This is a genomic window from Janibacter sp. Soil728, from assembly GCF_001428305.1.
Lineage (GTDB): Bacteria > Actinomycetota > Actinomycetes > Actinomycetales > Dermatophilaceae > Janibacter.
On sequence record NZ_LMRZ01000003.1, the window covers coordinates 224,052 to 240,983 of the forward strand.

General features: G+C 64.3%; 10 protein-coding genes. All 10 read right to left on the minus strand.

Going from position 1 to position 16,932, the window contains the following annotated elements:
* Nucleotides 1–42: 42 nt before the first annotated feature.
* A complete protein-coding gene (locus ASG73_RS05300; protein ID WP_055991963.1) occupies nt 43–1,374 on the minus strand; it encodes a DUF2510 domain-containing protein in 1,332 nt (443 codons plus the stop codon).
* Nucleotides 1,375–1,485: 111 nt separating this feature from the next.
* Nucleotides 1,486–2,058, minus strand: coding sequence for a hypothetical protein (locus tag ASG73_RS05305; protein WP_156466149.1), 573 nt, complete (start codon nt 2,056–2,058; stop codon nt 1,486–1,488).
* Nucleotides 2,059–2,072: 14 nt separating this feature from the next.
* A complete protein-coding gene (locus ASG73_RS05310; protein WP_055992724.1) occupies nt 2,073–3,758 on the minus strand; it encodes an NERD domain-containing protein in 1,686 nt (561 codons plus the stop codon).
* Between the two features lie 130 nt (nt 3,759–3,888).
* Nucleotides 3,889–4,098, minus strand: coding sequence for a hypothetical protein (locus ASG73_RS18295; RefSeq protein ID WP_235499361.1), 210 nt, complete (start codon nt 4,096–4,098; stop codon nt 3,889–3,891).
* Nucleotides 4,099–4,111: 13 nt separating this feature from the next.
* On the minus strand, nt 4,112–4,528 hold the full coding sequence (locus ASG73_RS18300) for a nuclease-related domain-containing protein (protein ID WP_235499362.1): 417 nt from the start codon (nt 4,526–4,528) through the stop codon (nt 4,112–4,114).
* 314 nt (nt 4,529–4,842) lie between these two features.
* Nucleotides 4,843–5,514, minus strand: coding sequence for a Type 1 glutamine amidotransferase-like domain-containing protein (locus ASG73_RS05320; protein ID WP_055991969.1), 672 nt, complete (start codon nt 5,512–5,514; stop codon nt 4,843–4,845).
* A gap of 113 nt (nt 5,515–5,627) precedes the next feature.
* A complete protein-coding gene (locus ASG73_RS05325) occupies nt 5,628–7,328 on the minus strand; it encodes an HNH endonuclease signature motif containing protein (protein ID WP_055991972.1) in 1,701 nt (566 codons plus the stop codon).
* Nucleotides 7,329–7,408: 80 nt separating this feature from the next.
* A complete protein-coding gene (locus tag ASG73_RS17805) occupies nt 7,409–12,844 on the minus strand; it encodes a hypothetical protein (RefSeq protein WP_156466150.1) in 5,436 nt (1,811 codons plus the stop codon).
* Between the two features lie 272 nt (nt 12,845–13,116).
* On the minus strand, nt 13,117–14,517 hold the full coding sequence (locus tag ASG73_RS17810) for a hypothetical protein (RefSeq protein WP_156466151.1): 1,401 nt from the start codon (nt 14,515–14,517) through the stop codon (nt 13,117–13,119).
* Nucleotides 14,514–16,922: a hypothetical protein gene (locus ASG73_RS17815; RefSeq protein ID WP_156466152.1), complete on the minus strand. Its 2,409-nt coding sequence runs from the start codon at nt 16,920–16,922 to the stop codon at nt 14,514–14,516. The genes ASG73_RS17810 and ASG73_RS17815 overlap by 4 nt, the downstream gene beginning before the upstream one ends.
* Nucleotides 16,923–16,932 lie beyond the last annotated feature (10 nt).

Genomic DNA, 16,932 nt, shown 5'->3' on the forward strand with positions numbered 1-16,932 from the left:
CCCATCGGGACGGCGCCTTCGTGCTGCTCGCGGGTCAGGAGATCACTTCTTGGTGATCGTCCAGTCGCCCGATGCATTGACGACCAGGTACTTCGTGCCGTCCTGGACGGTCGAGGTGCCCTCGTAGCTGTCGTACTCGCTGACGAGACGGTCCGGGTAGTCCTCGGCGCCGACGGCCTGGATCTTGATGTCACCCATGAAGGAGTCCTTGGGCTGCGTGTACTTCACGCCGATGTCGGACTTCTTGCCGTCCCACTTGAAGACCTTGGCGCCATCGCCCTTCTCGGACGTGCCGAAGGTCGGAGCCTCGCCGATCTTCTTGAAGGTGACGGTCCACGAGCCCTTGGTGTCCATCTCGATCTGGGTGGTGCTCGTGTTGTAGCCCGTCAGGTTGTACGCGACGGTGCCCTTCTTGCTGTCGGTCGAGGAGATGATGTACTCGGAGTTCTTGCCGTTGTAGTCCAAGCCCTTGACCGTCAGGCTGTCGTACTTCTGCCCGTCGTAGGTGTACTCCACCAGACCCGGACCGTCACCGGCCGGGACCTTGAGCGTCTCAGCGCCCTTGCCCTTGTACGTGGTGTTCCACTTGGCGGCCTTGCCGTCGGCCGTCTGGGTCGGGCCGTCCGTGGTGGTCGAGGTCGTCGGGTCGGACGTCGTGCTGGAGGTCGGGTCGGACGTCGTGCTGTCCGTCGGGTCGCTCGACGTGGCGTCCGTCGGCTGGCTCGTCGTCGACGGCGGCGCCGCGGTGGTGGGGTCATCGTCGCTGCCACCAATGAGCTTGAAGCCGAGGAAACCCAGGACGAGCAGGAGCACGAGACCCAGGACGCCGAGACCGGCGATCAGCGGGAGCTTGCTCTTGCTGGCCGGCTGGCCGGCGGCGTAGGACGGCTGCTGGCCATAGCCACCGGCCTGCTGCCCGTAACCGGGCTGCTGCTGGCCGTAGCCACCCGCCTGCTGACCGTATGCGCTGGACTGGTCGTAGCCCTGCTGGCCGTAACCGGACTGCTGGCCGTAGGCGCCGGACTGGTCGTAGCCCTGCTGCCCGTAGCCCTCCTGGCCGTAGGCCGAGGCACCGTAACCGGCGGCACCTGCGGCGCCGGCCGAGTCACCGAAGCTCGTGCTGTCGGTGGAGATGGCCTCCGTCTCGGGCGAACGGTCGGCGTTGGGGCGCACGCGCGTGGCCTCGTCGACCTCGCTCGTGGAACCGACAGTGTCCTGCCGGGTGCCGGCACCCGACGAGTCGGGGCCCGGCGCACCGGTGCCGAAACCGTCAGGCGTGGCCTGCCGGTGCTCGGTCCATCCGTTGCCGTCCCAATAGCGAATCTGACCCTGATTGTCAGGGTCCTGATACCAACCGGCAGCCCAGTTGCTCATCGCAGGCCCTCTCCCGTTTCTTGTGAATGTCATCGTCTTGTGCGGGGCCCAGACTACCTGCGCTGCACCCCCGTGCCATGGGGAGAACTCCCCATGCCGTGCCGACTTTCGTCAGTTCTGGTAACCGGCTCTCCGGTTGAAATCGACGGCGCCCTGATAGGCGTGGTACATGCCCCAGCCCCAGGCCACGAGCATCATCGGCAGCCCGATGAAGCCGATGATGATCCAACCGAGGCAGATCACCAGGACGAGGCCGAAGATGTAGAGGCCGAGGAACCCGGCCCCTGCGCCCACGTCGCCGTTCATCATCGACCCGACGCCGGGGATGAGGAAGGAGATGAGCAGGGCGATGGCCGGCTCCTTGCGAGCGGCCGGCAGCCCACCCGGGTAGGGCGGCTGCGGCGAGCCGAAGGGAGGCTGCGCGGCACCGAAGGGAGGCTGCGCGGCACCGAAGGGTGGCTGCGCGGCACCGAAGGGTGGCGCACCCGCTCCGTGCACCGGCGTCGGCGCGTAGGGCACGACCTGGCTCGCGGCAGGCGGTGCGGACAGCGGTGCCGGTGGCGTGGGCGGTGGTGGTGGCGTCGGCGATGCCGCGGGCGCCGACGACGAATGCGTCCACTGGGAGCCGTCCCAGTAGCGTCGTTCACCCTCGTGCTCGTACCAGCCGGGCGCGTGTTCGTTCATGTTCTCCCCTGTGTCTACGGGGAGATGCTACCTGCGGACTGCAGTGCTCGCGCCACGTGCTCCTCTGCGGCGGCGATCACATCGAGGTCGCCGACGACCACCAGACGGTCGGTCGCACGGGAGAGCCCCACGTACAGACGCTCGCGGAAGCGGCCCGTGGTCCCGCTCTCGTTGACGCAGAGCACGACGGCGCGACGCTCCATCCCCTTCGCCCCGAGGACGTGCCCGTAGAAGACGTCGTCGTTGTCCCAGAAGGTGTCCCAGTAACCGCGCTGCCCGAGCTCTTCCTGCCTCTCGGCCTGCACAGGGTGCCGTCTGCCGGTGGTGAGGAGGGCGACGTGGCTGGGGTTCCACCCTTCGTCCAGCAGGAGGTCGACCTGGTCGTCGGCGACCTCGAGGGCGTCCTGCGAGGCCGCTTGGACGAAGACGACGTCGCGCCCGTCGCCGCCCTCGAGGCGCATCCGCAGCGGCGCGAGCGGACGGAAGACCTCCGCGATCTGCTTGGTGTTGCGCAGGTTGTGGTCGAGGACGAGGGGCACGAGCGGGACCGGCGGGCGGCCGAATCGGTTGAAGAGGCGCTGGTTCTCGTCGGAGTAGATGTAGAGGCCGCCGTCGCTCTCGTCGACGAGCGCGCCGATCAGCGGCTGCCACCACGACTCGGCGAAGTCCTGCGCCTCGTCGACGACGAAGGAGTCGAAGCGCTCCCCCGGCGGCAGCTCGGCGGCCTTGTCCGCCATGAGGCGGGGGAAGGTCTCCTCCCAGTAGTCGGGGTCGTCGCGGGTCCCCGAGGGGACGCCCCAGAGGTTGCCGAGCTCTTCGAAGGTGCCGACGAAGGCGGGCCGTCGGCGGCGCGGCCAGGTCGCCACCTCGCGCCCCAAGTAGGTCGCGAGGCCGATCGAGTAGCAGAGCAATGCGACTCGCTCGGCCTGGCGGGGCATCTCGCCGGTGCGGCCGGCGCTCAGCTGGGCGGCCTGGGTGAGCGCGAGGACGGTCTTGCCACTGCCGGCTCCCCCGCGGATCTCGACCCGCCGCAGGAGCCGGGTGACGTCGAGGATCAGTCCCTGCTCCTGGGTGAGCCGGTCGGCTCGGGCCTCGCGCTCGTCGGCCTCACCGACGACCGTGGTGATGGCGTCGGTCCCGCGGGCGGTGAGGATGTCGACGATGCTGTCGCAGTCAGTCTCGTCCGGGACCCGCAGGTGGGTGTCGAAGCCGAGCGGGATGTCGGCCAGCCGCTCGGCGAGCGTCGCCATGTCCTCACGGTCGTGGATCATCCAGCGCGGGCAGTCGGGCAGGTCGAAGTCCAGACCGAGACTGACGAAGGGGGTGACCACCGCGTGCGCGATCCGCACCCTCGAGCGTGAGGAGTCGGCCCACCGACGGTCGGGCTCGATGTACTGACGGATCGCGTAGCGCGTGCTACGCACCTGGTCCACCGGATCGATGCGCTTGCGCTGGCCGCCGCGCTGGATCGACCACTGGCCGTCCTCGATGCGCACCCCGCTCCCCTTGACCTCGACGACGACCACCCCGACGTCCGGCATGACGACCACCAGATCGGCCTCGTGGTCCTTGCGGGTGTCGGTCAGGCGGAAGTTGGCGATCAGCGTGTCCTGCGGGCGAAGGGAGTCCCTCAGGTTTGTCCACACGACGCGCTCGGACTCGTTGGCGAACCTCGGGTCCTGCGGGATCAGGTGTGGCATGAGGTCAAGGTAGCGACCCTCGTGCTCCCGGAGGACGTTGTGCAGCAACCGTCTCCACGTTCCCAGCGCGAAGCAACCGTCTCCACGGTCCCTGAGGAGGTTGCGAAGCAACCGTCTCGAAGGGAGCCCCTCACGCGGGCGGTAGCCGCGCGGCGAGCGCGGCGTGGACCTCGGCGACGTCGAGGAGCGGCTGCGTGTGCCGGGTCAGGAGCTTGGACAGCTTCTTCGGCCCGAGCACGTGGGCGCCACGGGTCATGAAGTCACCACCGATCAACGGCCAGTCGGCATCGACGAAGCACAGGACGCCGGTCACGGGGGCCTCGCCCACGACGTCCTGCACGATGCCAACCTGCTTACACGCCGTCGACAGTCGTGGTGCAGCTGCGTCGACCGACGATGAGCTTGTCGACACGAGGACGCAGGATCCCCCCTTCGATCTCGAGTCGTGGGCGCCCCTTGTAGCGCTTGGCGTCGACGACCCAGATCCTGCTCGGAGTGATGACGAGGTGATCGATGTTGGCTCGAGTGCCGGGGATGCGGCGGTCGTGGAGCACCGCGATCGACGACGAGGCGAGGCCGTCCAGGTGGGCGCCGAGACGTTCCTCGCCGACCGCGCCCGTGACCCATGCCTTGGTGCTCTGCCTTTCGTCCGACAAGGCGACGGCGACGCCGCCGAGCCGACCCCACTTCTGGCGCAGTCGCTCCTCGTCCTTGGTCTTGCGACGTTCGTACTCACGGCGCGCGGACGAGCCGGCCCTCGAGGTGACCACGGGTGCCGGGAGAGGTTCCGAAGCAATAGACGCTGGAGCACAGTCGATGCAGCGGACGGTCTTGGTGGTCTTGTCATAGATCGCGGCCGTGTGCGCAGGAAGGTGGCTGCCGCACCGTCGACACACCCCGGCGTACCGCAGACGCATCCTCTTGTCCGTTGAGGGTGGGCCTGTTGTCTCGGGCACCTCTGAAGCGTCCATCCACATCGTCCTCGACTCCCCCAGCACCCACGCTGCTGATGTCGCGTGAGCATAGAACTGAATGCCGTGGCGCGACAGGCCCCGCGATTCGCCCCCTTCAGAGGGGGCGAAGGTCACGCCGGGTCGAGCCGCTCCCACCGTCCTTCGGACACGACTTCTACGACGCCGTCGACCACGCAGATGGCTGTCTGGTCGTCGATGACGTACGCCGTGTTGGGGAGCCTGGCCGCCCACCGCCGTGCGGTCTCCATGGTGTTGTCCGGCAGGTCCGGGTTGTCGAGGTGCGGGAAGATCGAGAAGTCGACGATCCCGAGCGTCTCGTCCCCGCCCTCGGGCTGCTCCCACTCGACGAAGTCGCGGCCGATGCGTGGCGTCATCACCATGCTGCCGGCGCTCAACCCGACCCACACCGTGTCGTCCAAGGTGTCGAGGAGGTCGGCGAGGCCGGACGCGCACATCCAGTGGTGGAGGTACATCGCATCGCCTCCGTTGACGAGCAGGACGTCGGCAGCGCGCACCCACGAGACCCAACGGTCGTCACCGATGCTGGGCAGCGCGGTGAGCTCGAGGACGCCCACGGACTTCCACCCGAGATCGGTCATCGCGCCCTCGTCGTGACCGCTGATGAACCTCCAGGCAGCGTCGGGCCGGACCATCGGGTGCCCGTAACCCGCGGTGGGGATACACAGCGCATCGCACTCCTCGATGGGCTTGCCGAGGAGCTCGACCAGCCGAGCGCGGATGGTCGGGTTCTTCACTCCTGCGGAGGTCAGCAGCAGACGCATGACGTTCCCTTCGTGGGCGGCTTCGTGGTCGAAGGGAGCCTGTCACGCAACCGCTGGACCTCGCCTCCCCTTCGCCCGGTTCGCCCCCTCCAGAGGGGGCGAAGGTGGCCTCGTCAGAAGGACGGCTCGCCCGCGAGGGCCAGCTCGCGCTCCTCCGGACTCCCAGACCGTCCACGCAGCTCGGCCAAGCGCGCGGCTCGCAAGGCTTCGTCCTCCTCGTCCTCGTCGCAGATGTACCGCGGCTTCGAGTCGTTCGCCCCCTCTGAAGGGGGCGAGTCCTCGTCGTCGGTGTGTACCCACAGGCTCGGGAAGGTGCCCGTCGCGACGCCCGCCGGGCTGATCCACTCGGTGCGCCCGTCCTCGTGCAGCCGGTGCGTCCAGCCCGGGGTGTGCTTGAGGCGGTGGTGGTGCCGGCACAGCCCCGACAGGTTGGCCGGGCAGGACTCGCCCTGTGGCCATTCCGTCGCGTGGTCGAGGTCGCCGTTGGTCAGCGAGCACCCTTGATCGATCGCGCGGTTGCAGCCCCACATGCGGCAGGTCTCGTCCCGTGCCTGGACGAAGTCGCGCATCCCCTCCGTCACGACGTACCTCGGGTTGCTCGTCTCCACGAGGGTCCCGGTGCGGGCGTCGACCAGCGCCCGCGAGACCTTGGTCTCCAGGTTGCTCGTCAGTGCCGCGACCACGTCCGCCGGGATGAACCCGACACCCGGGATCTCGCAGCCGCTGATCCAGCACTCCTGCCCACCCGGGCCCAGGCTCGCGGGCACCTGTGAGGTCACCGCGTCGCCCGCCCACTCCTCGGGGATCACGTCGACCGCGTCGGCGCCCTCCCCGGTGACGAAGCGCCCTTCGCGGGCGGTCGGGCCGTGCAGGTCTTGGCCGACGGTGGTCCCACGCTGGTCGAGGTGCGACGAAGGAGTCTCGTGACCTTCGCCCCCTTCGTAGGGGGCGAAGGTCAGTCGGGAGGCGGCAGACGTGATGACCGGGATGCCTAGGCGGATACTCGCCCGGACCTCCACTCCCCGCAGCGCGAGGTCGGCGAGCCCGTAGGCGCGTGAGGCGCCGGCGGTCAACGTCGGATCGGACTCGCGGCGCAGTTTCGCCGCCACCTCGATGGCCTCCTTGAGGGCGACCGCCATCTCGGAGGGCAAGGTCGCAAACATCTGCGCCGTGCCCACCGGACCCTCGGCGAAGCTCACGTCCGTCTGCTCGCGACGGTTGCGACGTGCCTTCGCCGCGAGGATCTCCGGCTCGACGCGCTGCAAGACCCGTCGGATCGCCTTGCGCAGCGCACGCTCCTCGAGCTCACCGATGCGGACCGACCCGGGCTTGCCGCGAAGGGGGGCGAGCAGGTGAGCAAGGACTGCCGCCACAGCTTCGGGGCTGGCCCGCTTGGTCTCCTTTGCCACGATGCTGAGCACCCTGGTCGGGACACGGCCCTCCGCGACCAGATCGGCAATGGGCAGCAGATCCGTCACCGCTCGGGCTGCCAGATCGCACCGCTCCCCCGCCGCCCAGGTGCTGGCGTGCGTGACCATCGCGACCGCTTCCTCGGCGAACTCGGCCACCTCGCCCTCGCGCAGGTGAACCTGACGGTAGATGCCGTCCGGGCCACGCTCCTCGCCCCAGCGCACGACCTGCCCCAGCACGGACAGCTCCAGGGCATCAGCCGCGCGTCTGAGTCGCTCGGTCGCCTGCAAGACGCACGTCAGGCTCGTCTGGTCAGCACGTCCGCCGCGCTCACTCACCCCCGCTCGCGCCTGCCCCAGCCCTCGGAAGGACTCCTCCACCACGGTCAGCTCATCGTCGAACATGTGTCCACGATTCCAGCGAGGTGTGACAACGGTCTGGGCCGAGCGCGGGGCAACGCCCGAACCGTCAGGGCTACCCTCCTCTACTCCGGCGCGATGAGTTGCCAGAAAGGCACCTCACGGATGAAGCGAGTTGGCGACAGGTCGGATCGATACAAGGACTCATGAACCTTCAGGCCACGGATACGTTCGGCCATATCAAAGTTTGCATCTTTAATACCCAGAGCTGACAGCTCCGTGTGAATAGCATTTGGCACCTTGTGGATGAACCACGTCGAGAGCGTCTCTGCGTAGTTCGCCCCTTGGACCTTGAAGTGACTCAGGTACTGCGACGAAAGAATCGTTCCAACGCCAAACTCACGCCCTTCTTTCAGGAGACTGTCCAACACGTCGAACTTGTATTTCATGATATTGGACGCCTCGTCAACCAAGAGGTACGACGAGATGTTTCTGACCGTAACTCCGTCATCCGTGTGACGCGGCGGGACCTTCTTCATCCGCTTCATCCGCTCATAGAACATGTCGAGGTAGAAGACGACGATTGCGTTCTTCGTATAGGAGTCTGCTCCGAGCGAGTTCAGATCAATAACGAGCACAGTGTCTCTCATCGCCTCGTCGAGGGAGATGACTTCGTCGCGGTCCTCGGTGAAGACTTCGCCCAGGACGAAAGCGTTTAGGATCGACGTCACAGAGTCTCCTGCCGCCTCTTCACGGTACGTCTCCAGAACCTCACCGAGCGTTGGCGCGGCACCGGAACGCTGCTCATACAAACCCATAATGACGGCAATTAGCGCATCACGCTGCACTGGACCGACGCCCTTGTAGATCCTCCCCAGCATGGTCGAGAAGGCCGCTGCGCGTCTGTATGCCGCCGCCTTTGTGTATGCCTCGTGGAGGTCTAGAACATTGAGTGGCATGCGAGACGGCTGCCAGACGGTCGCCCCAACAGAATCCACGAACTCCTTGTCTTGGAAGTCTCGCTTGTAATCGAAGACCAAACAATCCACCGGGTCCTGCTGGACTTCGCGTGAGACCTTGCGAAGGTTCAGCATGAGAGCCTTCAACAACTGGGTCTTCCCAGTGCCAAGGTCTCCGACAACACCCATGTTGAGCTGGGTGGTCTCGGAATTACCTGGCCAGTACTCACCCAACTGCCCTGCAAGGGAGCCAGGCAGCGACCCGACGGTGAAGCGGACTCCGTGGTTGATTGCCTCCGTCTCCCGCGACTCAGCACCCGTAGGCGGAGATGCCACAGACGAGGTCTCATGAATAGGGCTGACGACCTCCGCCGCTCCGGTATCAACACCTGTGAATATCGCCGGCGGCACCGGCCGCGAGGACAGCGGTGGCGGTGGCGGTGGCGGTGGCGAAGAGGAAGAAGAAGAGGAAGAAGAGTCCGGCGAGTGGCTAACCGCCCCGCCTGGCTCCTCCTCCTGCCGCGTGCCAGCAGTGCGCCGGTACGTCAGGGGAAGCCCGGCCAAATCTGAACGCACGATCACCGGCGTATCGCGTACATCCGTCTCGAATCGCGCACCCAGCCCCGCCTCCTCGTCGAGCCTTGGCGACTCCGTCTCCGAGTTCGCCGCCTCGCGAGGCTTCCTGCTGCCCACATCGACCTCGCGGACCGGATGTGTAAGAGCCCACTCGACAAGGCTCGCCCACTTTGCAAGCACCTGTGCCTCGCCGTCGAACGCGCCGGCCTGCTCCTCCAAGGCATAGCGCGGCCGAACAGCCATAGCCCCGTAGGCCGACATCACATCGTGTCCGTCGAGGGAGCCCTCGCGATAAGTCTCAATCTCGTCGCCTGCATCGACTTGATGCTTAAAGAAGAGGATGAGAGGTCGTCCAAGGGCGACTGTGCGATTGCCTTGAGCAAGCCCTTCGAGGGCATCTCGAACTGTGTCCGGTCCGGAGTCCTGATTGGGCGACAACCGCAGTCCAGCCTCGAAGAGCGTCGCCATCGCGGAATCCCAGAGCGCGGCATCATGGCTCAAATGGTTCGAACGCAGTCGCTTCCTCTCCATCTGCATCTTCTTGAGAAGGCTGACTGTGGCGTCAAGTTGCTCGAGCGGTTCGGCGAACTCCGGCCCCGGGCCGGGCAGACTCCCGCCCTCGCCACCGGCGCCATAGAACTTGATCTCGACGGGGGCCAAAGTGACCTCCTCGCCGACGACTCGCACAATCAGGAGGTCTGCGCGCCGTCGCGTCTCGGAAACACCACTATCTGGCGCCAGCGCATCGAGGAAGGTCTGGCAGGAGTCCAAAGGCAGTACGGCCTGGACGCTGCCACTCGGCACCGGCATATCTCCGATGAGACGAAGAGCAAGGTAAAAGCCCAGCGCCCCGCTCGCATGCTGACCGCCCATCGATAGTAGCGACGATAGCCCAATGCCTCGCGTACCCAGTGTCCGGAAGATGTCATCCACCAGAGCAGGGACGGCAGTTGCGTTCGAATCGCTGACGATGCCTCGTACTTGTGAACTGACCTGCTCCACCAAGGACCCAGCGACGCGAGCGATCGTTACATAAGGACGGCGACTGAGTGGTGATTGGTCCTTCGTCGGGCGGAGAAAGGGGGGACGCCACTCCCAAAGCATCCGATCCGTCGCGTTCCCACCGTGGTTGGCGATCATATGCGCGAGCGCCGTGGGTGAAAGGAAGGACTCTCCTGAAATGGTCCAGTCCGAAGCATCGTTGAGCAGTGCAGAAACAGCGGTCTGCAGCCGGATCCTCGGCGCGAAGTCGGGCCCTTCCACCGCCCTGAGTGCACGGGTGAACGCATGGGGGCCCGCAGGCACCCCTGGCTCGAGGGTCGTCGAGGTCGAGTTTTCTGAAACGCTAGCCGTCTCATACCGACGCACGCTGGCCTGGGCCAGCACGCCGCCGTCTCTACCAGGCTTAGGAATGTACCCAATCTGCACCCCGCTGTCTTGGAGCAGACGCAGATTGCTTCGTGGACGGGAGCCCGGCGTTGTCGCATGAAGTGAAGCCGGATAACGGCTCCAGCTCACCGACGTCGTCAAATCGTCCTTGAACAGTCCGGACAGCAGGTCACGCGGCAAATCGCCTTCCCGCGTCAATTGATCCAGAACCCTGACTCCGAGGAGGGGCTGTTCCCGCTTTGACCACTCACCAACAGCACGGATGACACTGGAATCAATCTCCGTCAAGCGTGGGCCCGGAGCCGAGCTCGCGAGGTCGACAGTGACACTGGGCAAGTGTTGGTTCGCGCGGATGAAGTCGCGCATCGCCGCATCTGCTGCCGTGCCGGTGAGCCCACTCGGCGCGCTGCCCGGCATCGCATAACCTGCCGCTCGAGACGGGGCCCTCAAGTGCAGGGTCTTGCCCGTGGCAAGCAGCACCAGCATCGACCACCCCACGAAGAGCTGGTCTGTGCCGGAATCAATCGGCACAGCCACCATACGATCGATGCCTGCGCGGCCAGGGCCGACCATCGGGAACCGCCAGCCTTCGACCACGCCAGCCAGATCCCGCGCACGTTCCGCCCCCCACAGGACTTCCTCCGTCTGAGCCAGCCATGCCATGCGGAGCGGATGCCAAGGGGACAGAAGCACTGCTGTGCATTCGACACCTCCCGTCACTTCACCCCACACAGAGGCCGAGAACGGAAATGCAGCGCGGAATCTCACCATCTCGTCGAGCTCCGCGCATGCGTCAAGGAGGTCGGCGTAGCGCTCAAGGAGTCGGTCAATAGATCCGTCCTGAACCAGATGACGCAAGGATCGCTTAGATGGCCAGACCCCACTGCGGCCAAGTTCCGTACAGTCTGTCCGTGTCACACACTCTCGCCATTGGGCAACGAAGGCGTCGTGAGCCTGACGCGCGGGAGAGTCGAATGAGACGTCGGCATCGAGGGCGACTCCTTGATCCCAATAGTTAACCGTCTCGCTCGCCATCTGAAGGCCCCGATGGCTGATGTTTACGTCCGGAATAGCAGCGGTGCGATCTTCTGGGAGCACCACGTGCCCCAAACAACTGGTGAAGTCGTCATCTTCAACGCGCGCAGCGTAGAGGCTTTCGAGTTGCCCGCGCAGAGAGTTCAGGACGTCCGCGTCGGGGTCTTCTGGGTTGACAGGGGTCTTGTAAATCGCGGCTACAAGCAAGGAATGTGGAGCCTCGGACGCGCCTCCAGCTGCCAAGGACCACTCACGCGACCCAACCTTGAGAGAGCCACCTGCATTAGGCAGGAGATCTCCTACGTACCACCCGGACCGGTCATCCATCGGCTCGAGGGAGAACCCTGACGACGCAGGCACGCCATCATGAGCCCAGACAACCACGCGGTAGTGCTTGTCCGGTTTCAGCTCGACGCCGAAAGCGTCCTCATCATCTGACCTAGATGCTGGCCCCTCGTACCGAGGCAAGCGAAGGCCCGTCCGCTTTCCGGAGTTCCACTCGATGGCGACGACGCCTTCATCGACGGGCGGCACAACGTGCACCGCAACACTGCCGGACCCGAGATACCCGAAGAGGGGATCCATGGAGTCCACCTCGAGAGAGAGCCCTACCTTCTTGAGGCTAAACGTCTTGGCTGGCCGCACCCTGAGCACCACATCAAACATCAGCTCCTGACCAGATATCCTGAGAGACCGCACGGTTTCTACCTGTGCAGCCGCCGAAGCCTTCACTCTGACTGACGTTGCACGCATGAGATCTTCAGGAGGACGGGAGTGCAGCGGAGCGACGATCGTGACCTGTTCCGTCTGCAGACGGCCGTCAGGCATCTCCGTCGAGGCAACCAAAGAAACCGTAGGCTGCGTCTGGCTTGCGGAAAGCAACGCAGCGCTTGAGTCGAGCACGTAGAGCGCCTTGGCGGGTGGCGCGCCTCGAAGGAAGGAGTCCTCAGATATCTCACTGAAGGCCCTAAGCCGTTCGCCGTCTTTCGTCACAGTGGCCTGGAGACCGAGGAGTCCACTGCCGGAGCCAACCACCTCGTCATCCAGTCCGTCCCAACCCGCCTGACGGCACGCATCGAGAGCGCTTGCCTCGACACCACCTGTCAAGACCATTTCGCGGGTATAGAGATCAATTGCCTCCTCCGAACTCCAGATTTCCTGCAAACTCAGCACGAAGTCGGATGCCTTGTGGCGCTTTTTCCACGCGACCATGTCGGCTGGCCGGGGTAGGCCGAAGGCTGCCCACACATACTCAGTCAGGGCTTCTGCGAAGGTCGAGATGTGCGGCACAGTGTGCGCACTAGCGACAGCTTCGATGAGCGCATCTGCTCCCCTATCGACAGCCAGGAACCATTTGGCGTTCCACCCAGCGCCACCGTCTTGTTCCACCACCAGAATGTCAGCAACTGCACGCAGGCAGCGCGCCAACTGTTCAGAGAGTTCGTCCACGGGAAGCTCGCGGACGTCCACACGTGATGCCTCTGCGATGAGGACAAGGAGTTCCCGCGCCAAGGCGGTCACGTCAAACGACTGCAACGCCGTCTCCGGGAAGCCAGGGCCGACGAGCTCACGAAAGGCACCGTCGAACGACGCCAAGTCCACGCTTGTAGCCGAAACCACAGCCAATCGATCCCCTTGCCGGTACCGAATGGATTCCGAGCGAGATACAACGGGAAGGTTCCGCTGCGACTCCCCCTCACCTACGAGTATCGCGAAAGGGGTCTGGCTCGGCCTACGTAGATTTGCCTCGCGTACGGCGGCAGCACCGACGGATGGGGCAGCGTCCGAAGGCAAGTAGATGGCGTTGAGGCCAGAGAGCCCTGACGCCAGCCTTCCGATGGAACGTCCAGTCAGGCTATCCGTTGCTCTCTGCATCAGTACGCGCTCCTCACTCGAACTCCACGGTCAGCGTCTGCGCTTCCCTGAGCCAGACCAGCGGCCTCAAGCGCTTTGACAAGCTCAAGCAATTCCGGGCGCAAACCAAGTTGGCCAAGAGTGGCTAGTACCTGTCCAAGATTCGTTTCCCCGCTTGGTTCATCACAGGCAAGGCTCGCGATAACAGCGATCCACTCTGTACCGGGTTGAATCACCGAGTAGCGGTTCCCGTGTTTCCGCAAAAGGCCGTAGTAGTCAACCTCGGTAGACGAGTCACGCTGCTGGAGGGAGTACAAAATGGTCTCATACATGTTTTTGCACGAACCCGGCCAAGACCTGCCGCTCAGCGCGTCCCGAACTGCTTGCTTCAGCTCGGGGTCTCGCCGCGCCTGCTGAAGAGCGTCCTGCAAGGTGACGTCAGAGCCGCTTCCAAAGTAGTCCTGAAGGGCAGCCCGCGTCAGCACCCCACCCCCTACCATACGGCGCATTTGAGGCTTGTTGTTTCGTGAACTCACGGGGAGTCTTGCACCCGGCCATTGCAGGAGGGGCGCAGAAGAATCGAGCATGCTGAGCGGCACGTCATCGCCAGATAGGATGCTCCTTCCAACCGCCTCAAACCAGCGGCTTTCAAAGAGAAATCCGAACGCAATTCCCATCCTGAGGACTGTGGTGCACCAGTCGGTCCAGACCCGTGGCGGAAGTGCTTCGACCCACTCAGGACTCGTCAATTTGACCCACTGGTCGTGGAGCCATCCGTATGGAGTCTCTCGCAACTGACCCCGCCAGGGTGCAAGTGACGACTCGTCGAGAGATACCCGATCCGTGCCCGTAGACTTGAGGCCGAGCCCGCTGGCCATTGCTGTGTCTGTTGCCCTGAGGACCGGGTCGTCAACCATCCGCAGATCTGCTGCCAGCACCCACCGGCTAGCCATCGAAATTCTAGGCCCCCCGGGCCGTGACTCGGATTCGCCCAAGGCAAACATCGTCTCGAGGACGCCCGCCATGTCCGGCGGATTCTTGGCGCCGAGAACTCCTCGGAGACTCTGCGCAAGGGCCAGATGTGTGGTCATAGGGCTGACCGGAACCGTCTTGGCCTTCGCCGACCTCACGCCGGTGATGCCGCTAACCACCGCCCGCACAAGGACTTCGTCGGATGCCTCGGTCTGCATGCCATAGCTGCGCAAAACTTTGGCGAACGCTATTTGCTTTTCGCTGGTATTAGGTGCCGATATAACGACACCCTCCTTGTCGGACTCGCCTAGAAAGCGACTGGCATGGACATTATCGTCACCATAAGCCCACCGTCCACTTCCCCAGACCAGCGCAGATACGAGAACCTCGGCAGCCGGAACATATTGCGGGCGGTTGAGTGGGAAAAAGAGAGGTGCCTCTTGGTTCATGCCTGCTCCTTCATGCTGAGGGCGATGTCGCTGGCAGACGTTGCGATACGCAGATCCTTGGCACCCCTATTCTTTGGGATGAGCCTCAGGGACCTGAACCTTTCCAGCCGTGGGGCCGTCGAGTCCGTCGCGTCAGTCATTCCCGCCCAACCTCCATGCGACGCCAATGCCTCCCGAATCAACTGAAGATCAAGCACCACCGCCCCCAGTCGATTATTCCCCTCAGTCAGGTAGAGGAGCAGCTTTTCGCCATCGGCGTGTGTCCGGAATTTGACGTCCTCAACGACCACGCTCAAGGTCGGAGAGGAAGTGCGCCCCCTCAAAGGCTCTGTACGGCTCGCGAAAAGAGGGATCAGAGACTTGCTCTGTGAATCATCCGGTTCCCGACGTGGGCTAACCAGCGTAGTCAGCGCAGTCTCCAGCTCAGGCGGAAGTGCCGGTGCCAGTGCGCGCGCCTGAGTCCAGGTATGGATCTCCGAGCCAAAGGCGGGGTATCCGTGAGCGAGAGCCATCATTCGGGTCAAGTACCTGCCATACCACGACGTGGCCTGCGCCCTCTGCTTGGCGTCGGATTCTTCGTTGATCCACCGGACGTACGATGCGTCCAGCAACTGATCGAACGGCGTCACCATGTCGTCAAGTGCTCGCGTAGGGGCAGAGGCAATGAGCCGTTCAAGCGGCGATGCGCCCAACTCTGCTCCTGCGAATGCCTCCATAACCGGTGTCGCCCAGCCAGAGTCATCCGTTTCAGGCGCCCCCGGAACCATGTCACGAGCCGGGTCCACTGCGGTCGTCGCCCGCAAGATTGGATGCCTCCCAACCCTGTCTTCAGCGAAGAGCGCCTCATGCAGACGGACGGCAGCCAACTGCCTCATGTGATCAAAGCTGGGGACCCCGCCTTCGGACAACTTTGCAGCTTGCTCGTCATACCAATGACACAACTGGGACTTCGCCAAGGTTTCTGGGAGTGGTCCCGCGATCACACGAGCCATTGCGCCCCAGATCTCTCTGTATGAAAGCAACTGGGAGGAAGCAATCTCTGACGCGCGCAGCACCGACAAGAGTCCGTTCCGTACCCTCGACGAAGCGAGGGAATCGAGGTTCGCTGCGATCGGATCCCAGACACCCGTCGATTCCCATTTGAGTTCCCCCGCGACTCTGGACGCCAGAAGGCCAGCTGGCGTCGCTGTTCGGTCATGGCTGGGCGAGAAGACTGCGACCTCGTAGTCGGATGCGGACACCACCTCTTCGGAGAGGTGGGACTCGGGACGCTCCTCCAGCAGGGAGCATACGTCAACGAAGACAGCCAGAACATCGATATCAGGCATGTCGGATCCACCCACCGCTAGCCCCTGACGAACAAAGTTTCGAGGAGTCCCAATAGCGCTCACTCTCGGCCCGGTCGGGGACTCGCGAGCAACTGGCTCCGTGGGCGCGTCCGTGCGCCTCAACCAGGTCGTGATTGCGCTGCCCAGAGAGTCCTGCGGTTCCTCGGGGGCCTCGTCTACCAAGACCCCCCGGTTGACGCAAGCGACAACAAAATCCTCCGTGCTCGCGTCCAACTCCGTAGCAATGGTCATCGGCGACGCCCAATCCTCTGGGGGTATGGTCGCGTCATTGATGACGCGCAGAGAACCTCCCGGCGCTCGGTAGGTATACGAGCGATGCGCCAGACCGTCGTCGCGCCCGGACACTGGTTCGAGGCCAGCAGTCAACGATGCCGCGACGTGGGACTTGCCGCCGCCTGGACCACCAACGAGGAAGAGGATCCTCCGCGCACCTGCCCCTTCCAACAATGCGGTGCGCATCCATTCGACACCAGCATCCACCGCTGCCGGCGACGGAGCACGCAGAGCAGTTCGGCGCTTGCCGGGTAGCGCTGCGACGTCGGCGCCCCCAGTGGCAAAGTCCCAAAGGGTTGATACGCCGAACAGTTCCGTCGCGTCGGCCACCTCGTCACCACTGGGCTGGACCGGTGTTGACGCGGCGCTTGGCTCGGCCGACAGAGCTGCTTCGCTCGAGATGATCCCGTTGTCAGCAGCCCGGTCGTCCACGATCGTCCCTCTGATACCTCCGGAGACCTGATGTATTGCCTCGGCACCCCGGAGGTACATGGCAGCAACAGGCCGCACCTCCAATTCTCGCCTAACGACCTCAGTCAAAGAGGCCTGAAAATTGTGGGCTGGGGCCAGACCCAACGGAAAGCCATAGCCCAGCGATACCAGCACGCCCGAAACATTCAGCATCTTGAACTCGACGCTCTTGGGCACGCGTCCGATGCGCTCTGAAACGTGACGGTATACATGAGTCTTGACGACCGGCTTCCCGGCGGCTAGGGACTCGACCAACTCCATGTAAGCCGCAACGAGTACAGAGTTCTCATCATTAGTCCACGCATCCGCCATGAATCGGACC

Bases quoted from the DNA above. Each gene is read 5' to 3' on its own strand.
- ASG73_RS05300 (WP_055991963.1), bottom strand. From the start codon at position 1,374: ATGAGCAACTGGGCTGCCGGTTGGTATCAGGACCCTGACAATCAGGGT.
- ASG73_RS05305 (WP_156466149.1), bottom strand. From the start codon at position 2,058: ATGAACGAACACGCGCCCGGCTGGTACGAGCACGAGGGTGAACGACGC.
- ASG73_RS05310 (WP_055992724.1), bottom strand. From the start codon at position 3,758: ATGCCACACCTGATCCCGCAGGACCCGAGGTTCGCCAACGAGTCCGAG.
- ASG73_RS05320 (WP_055991969.1), bottom strand. From the start codon at position 5,514: ATGCGTCTGCTGCTGACCTCCGCAGGAGTGAAGAACCCGACCATCCGC.
- ASG73_RS05325 (WP_055991972.1), bottom strand. From the start codon at position 7,328: ATGTTCGACGATGAGCTGACCGTGGTGGAGGAGTCCTTCCGAGGGCTG.
- ASG73_RS17810 (WP_156466151.1), bottom strand. From the start codon at position 14,517: ATGAACCAAGAGGCACCTCTCTTTTTCCCACTCAACCGCCCGCAATAT.
- ASG73_RS17815 (WP_156466152.1), bottom strand. From the start codon at position 16,922: ATGGCGGATGCGTGGACTAATGATGAGAACTCTGTACTCGTTGCGGCT.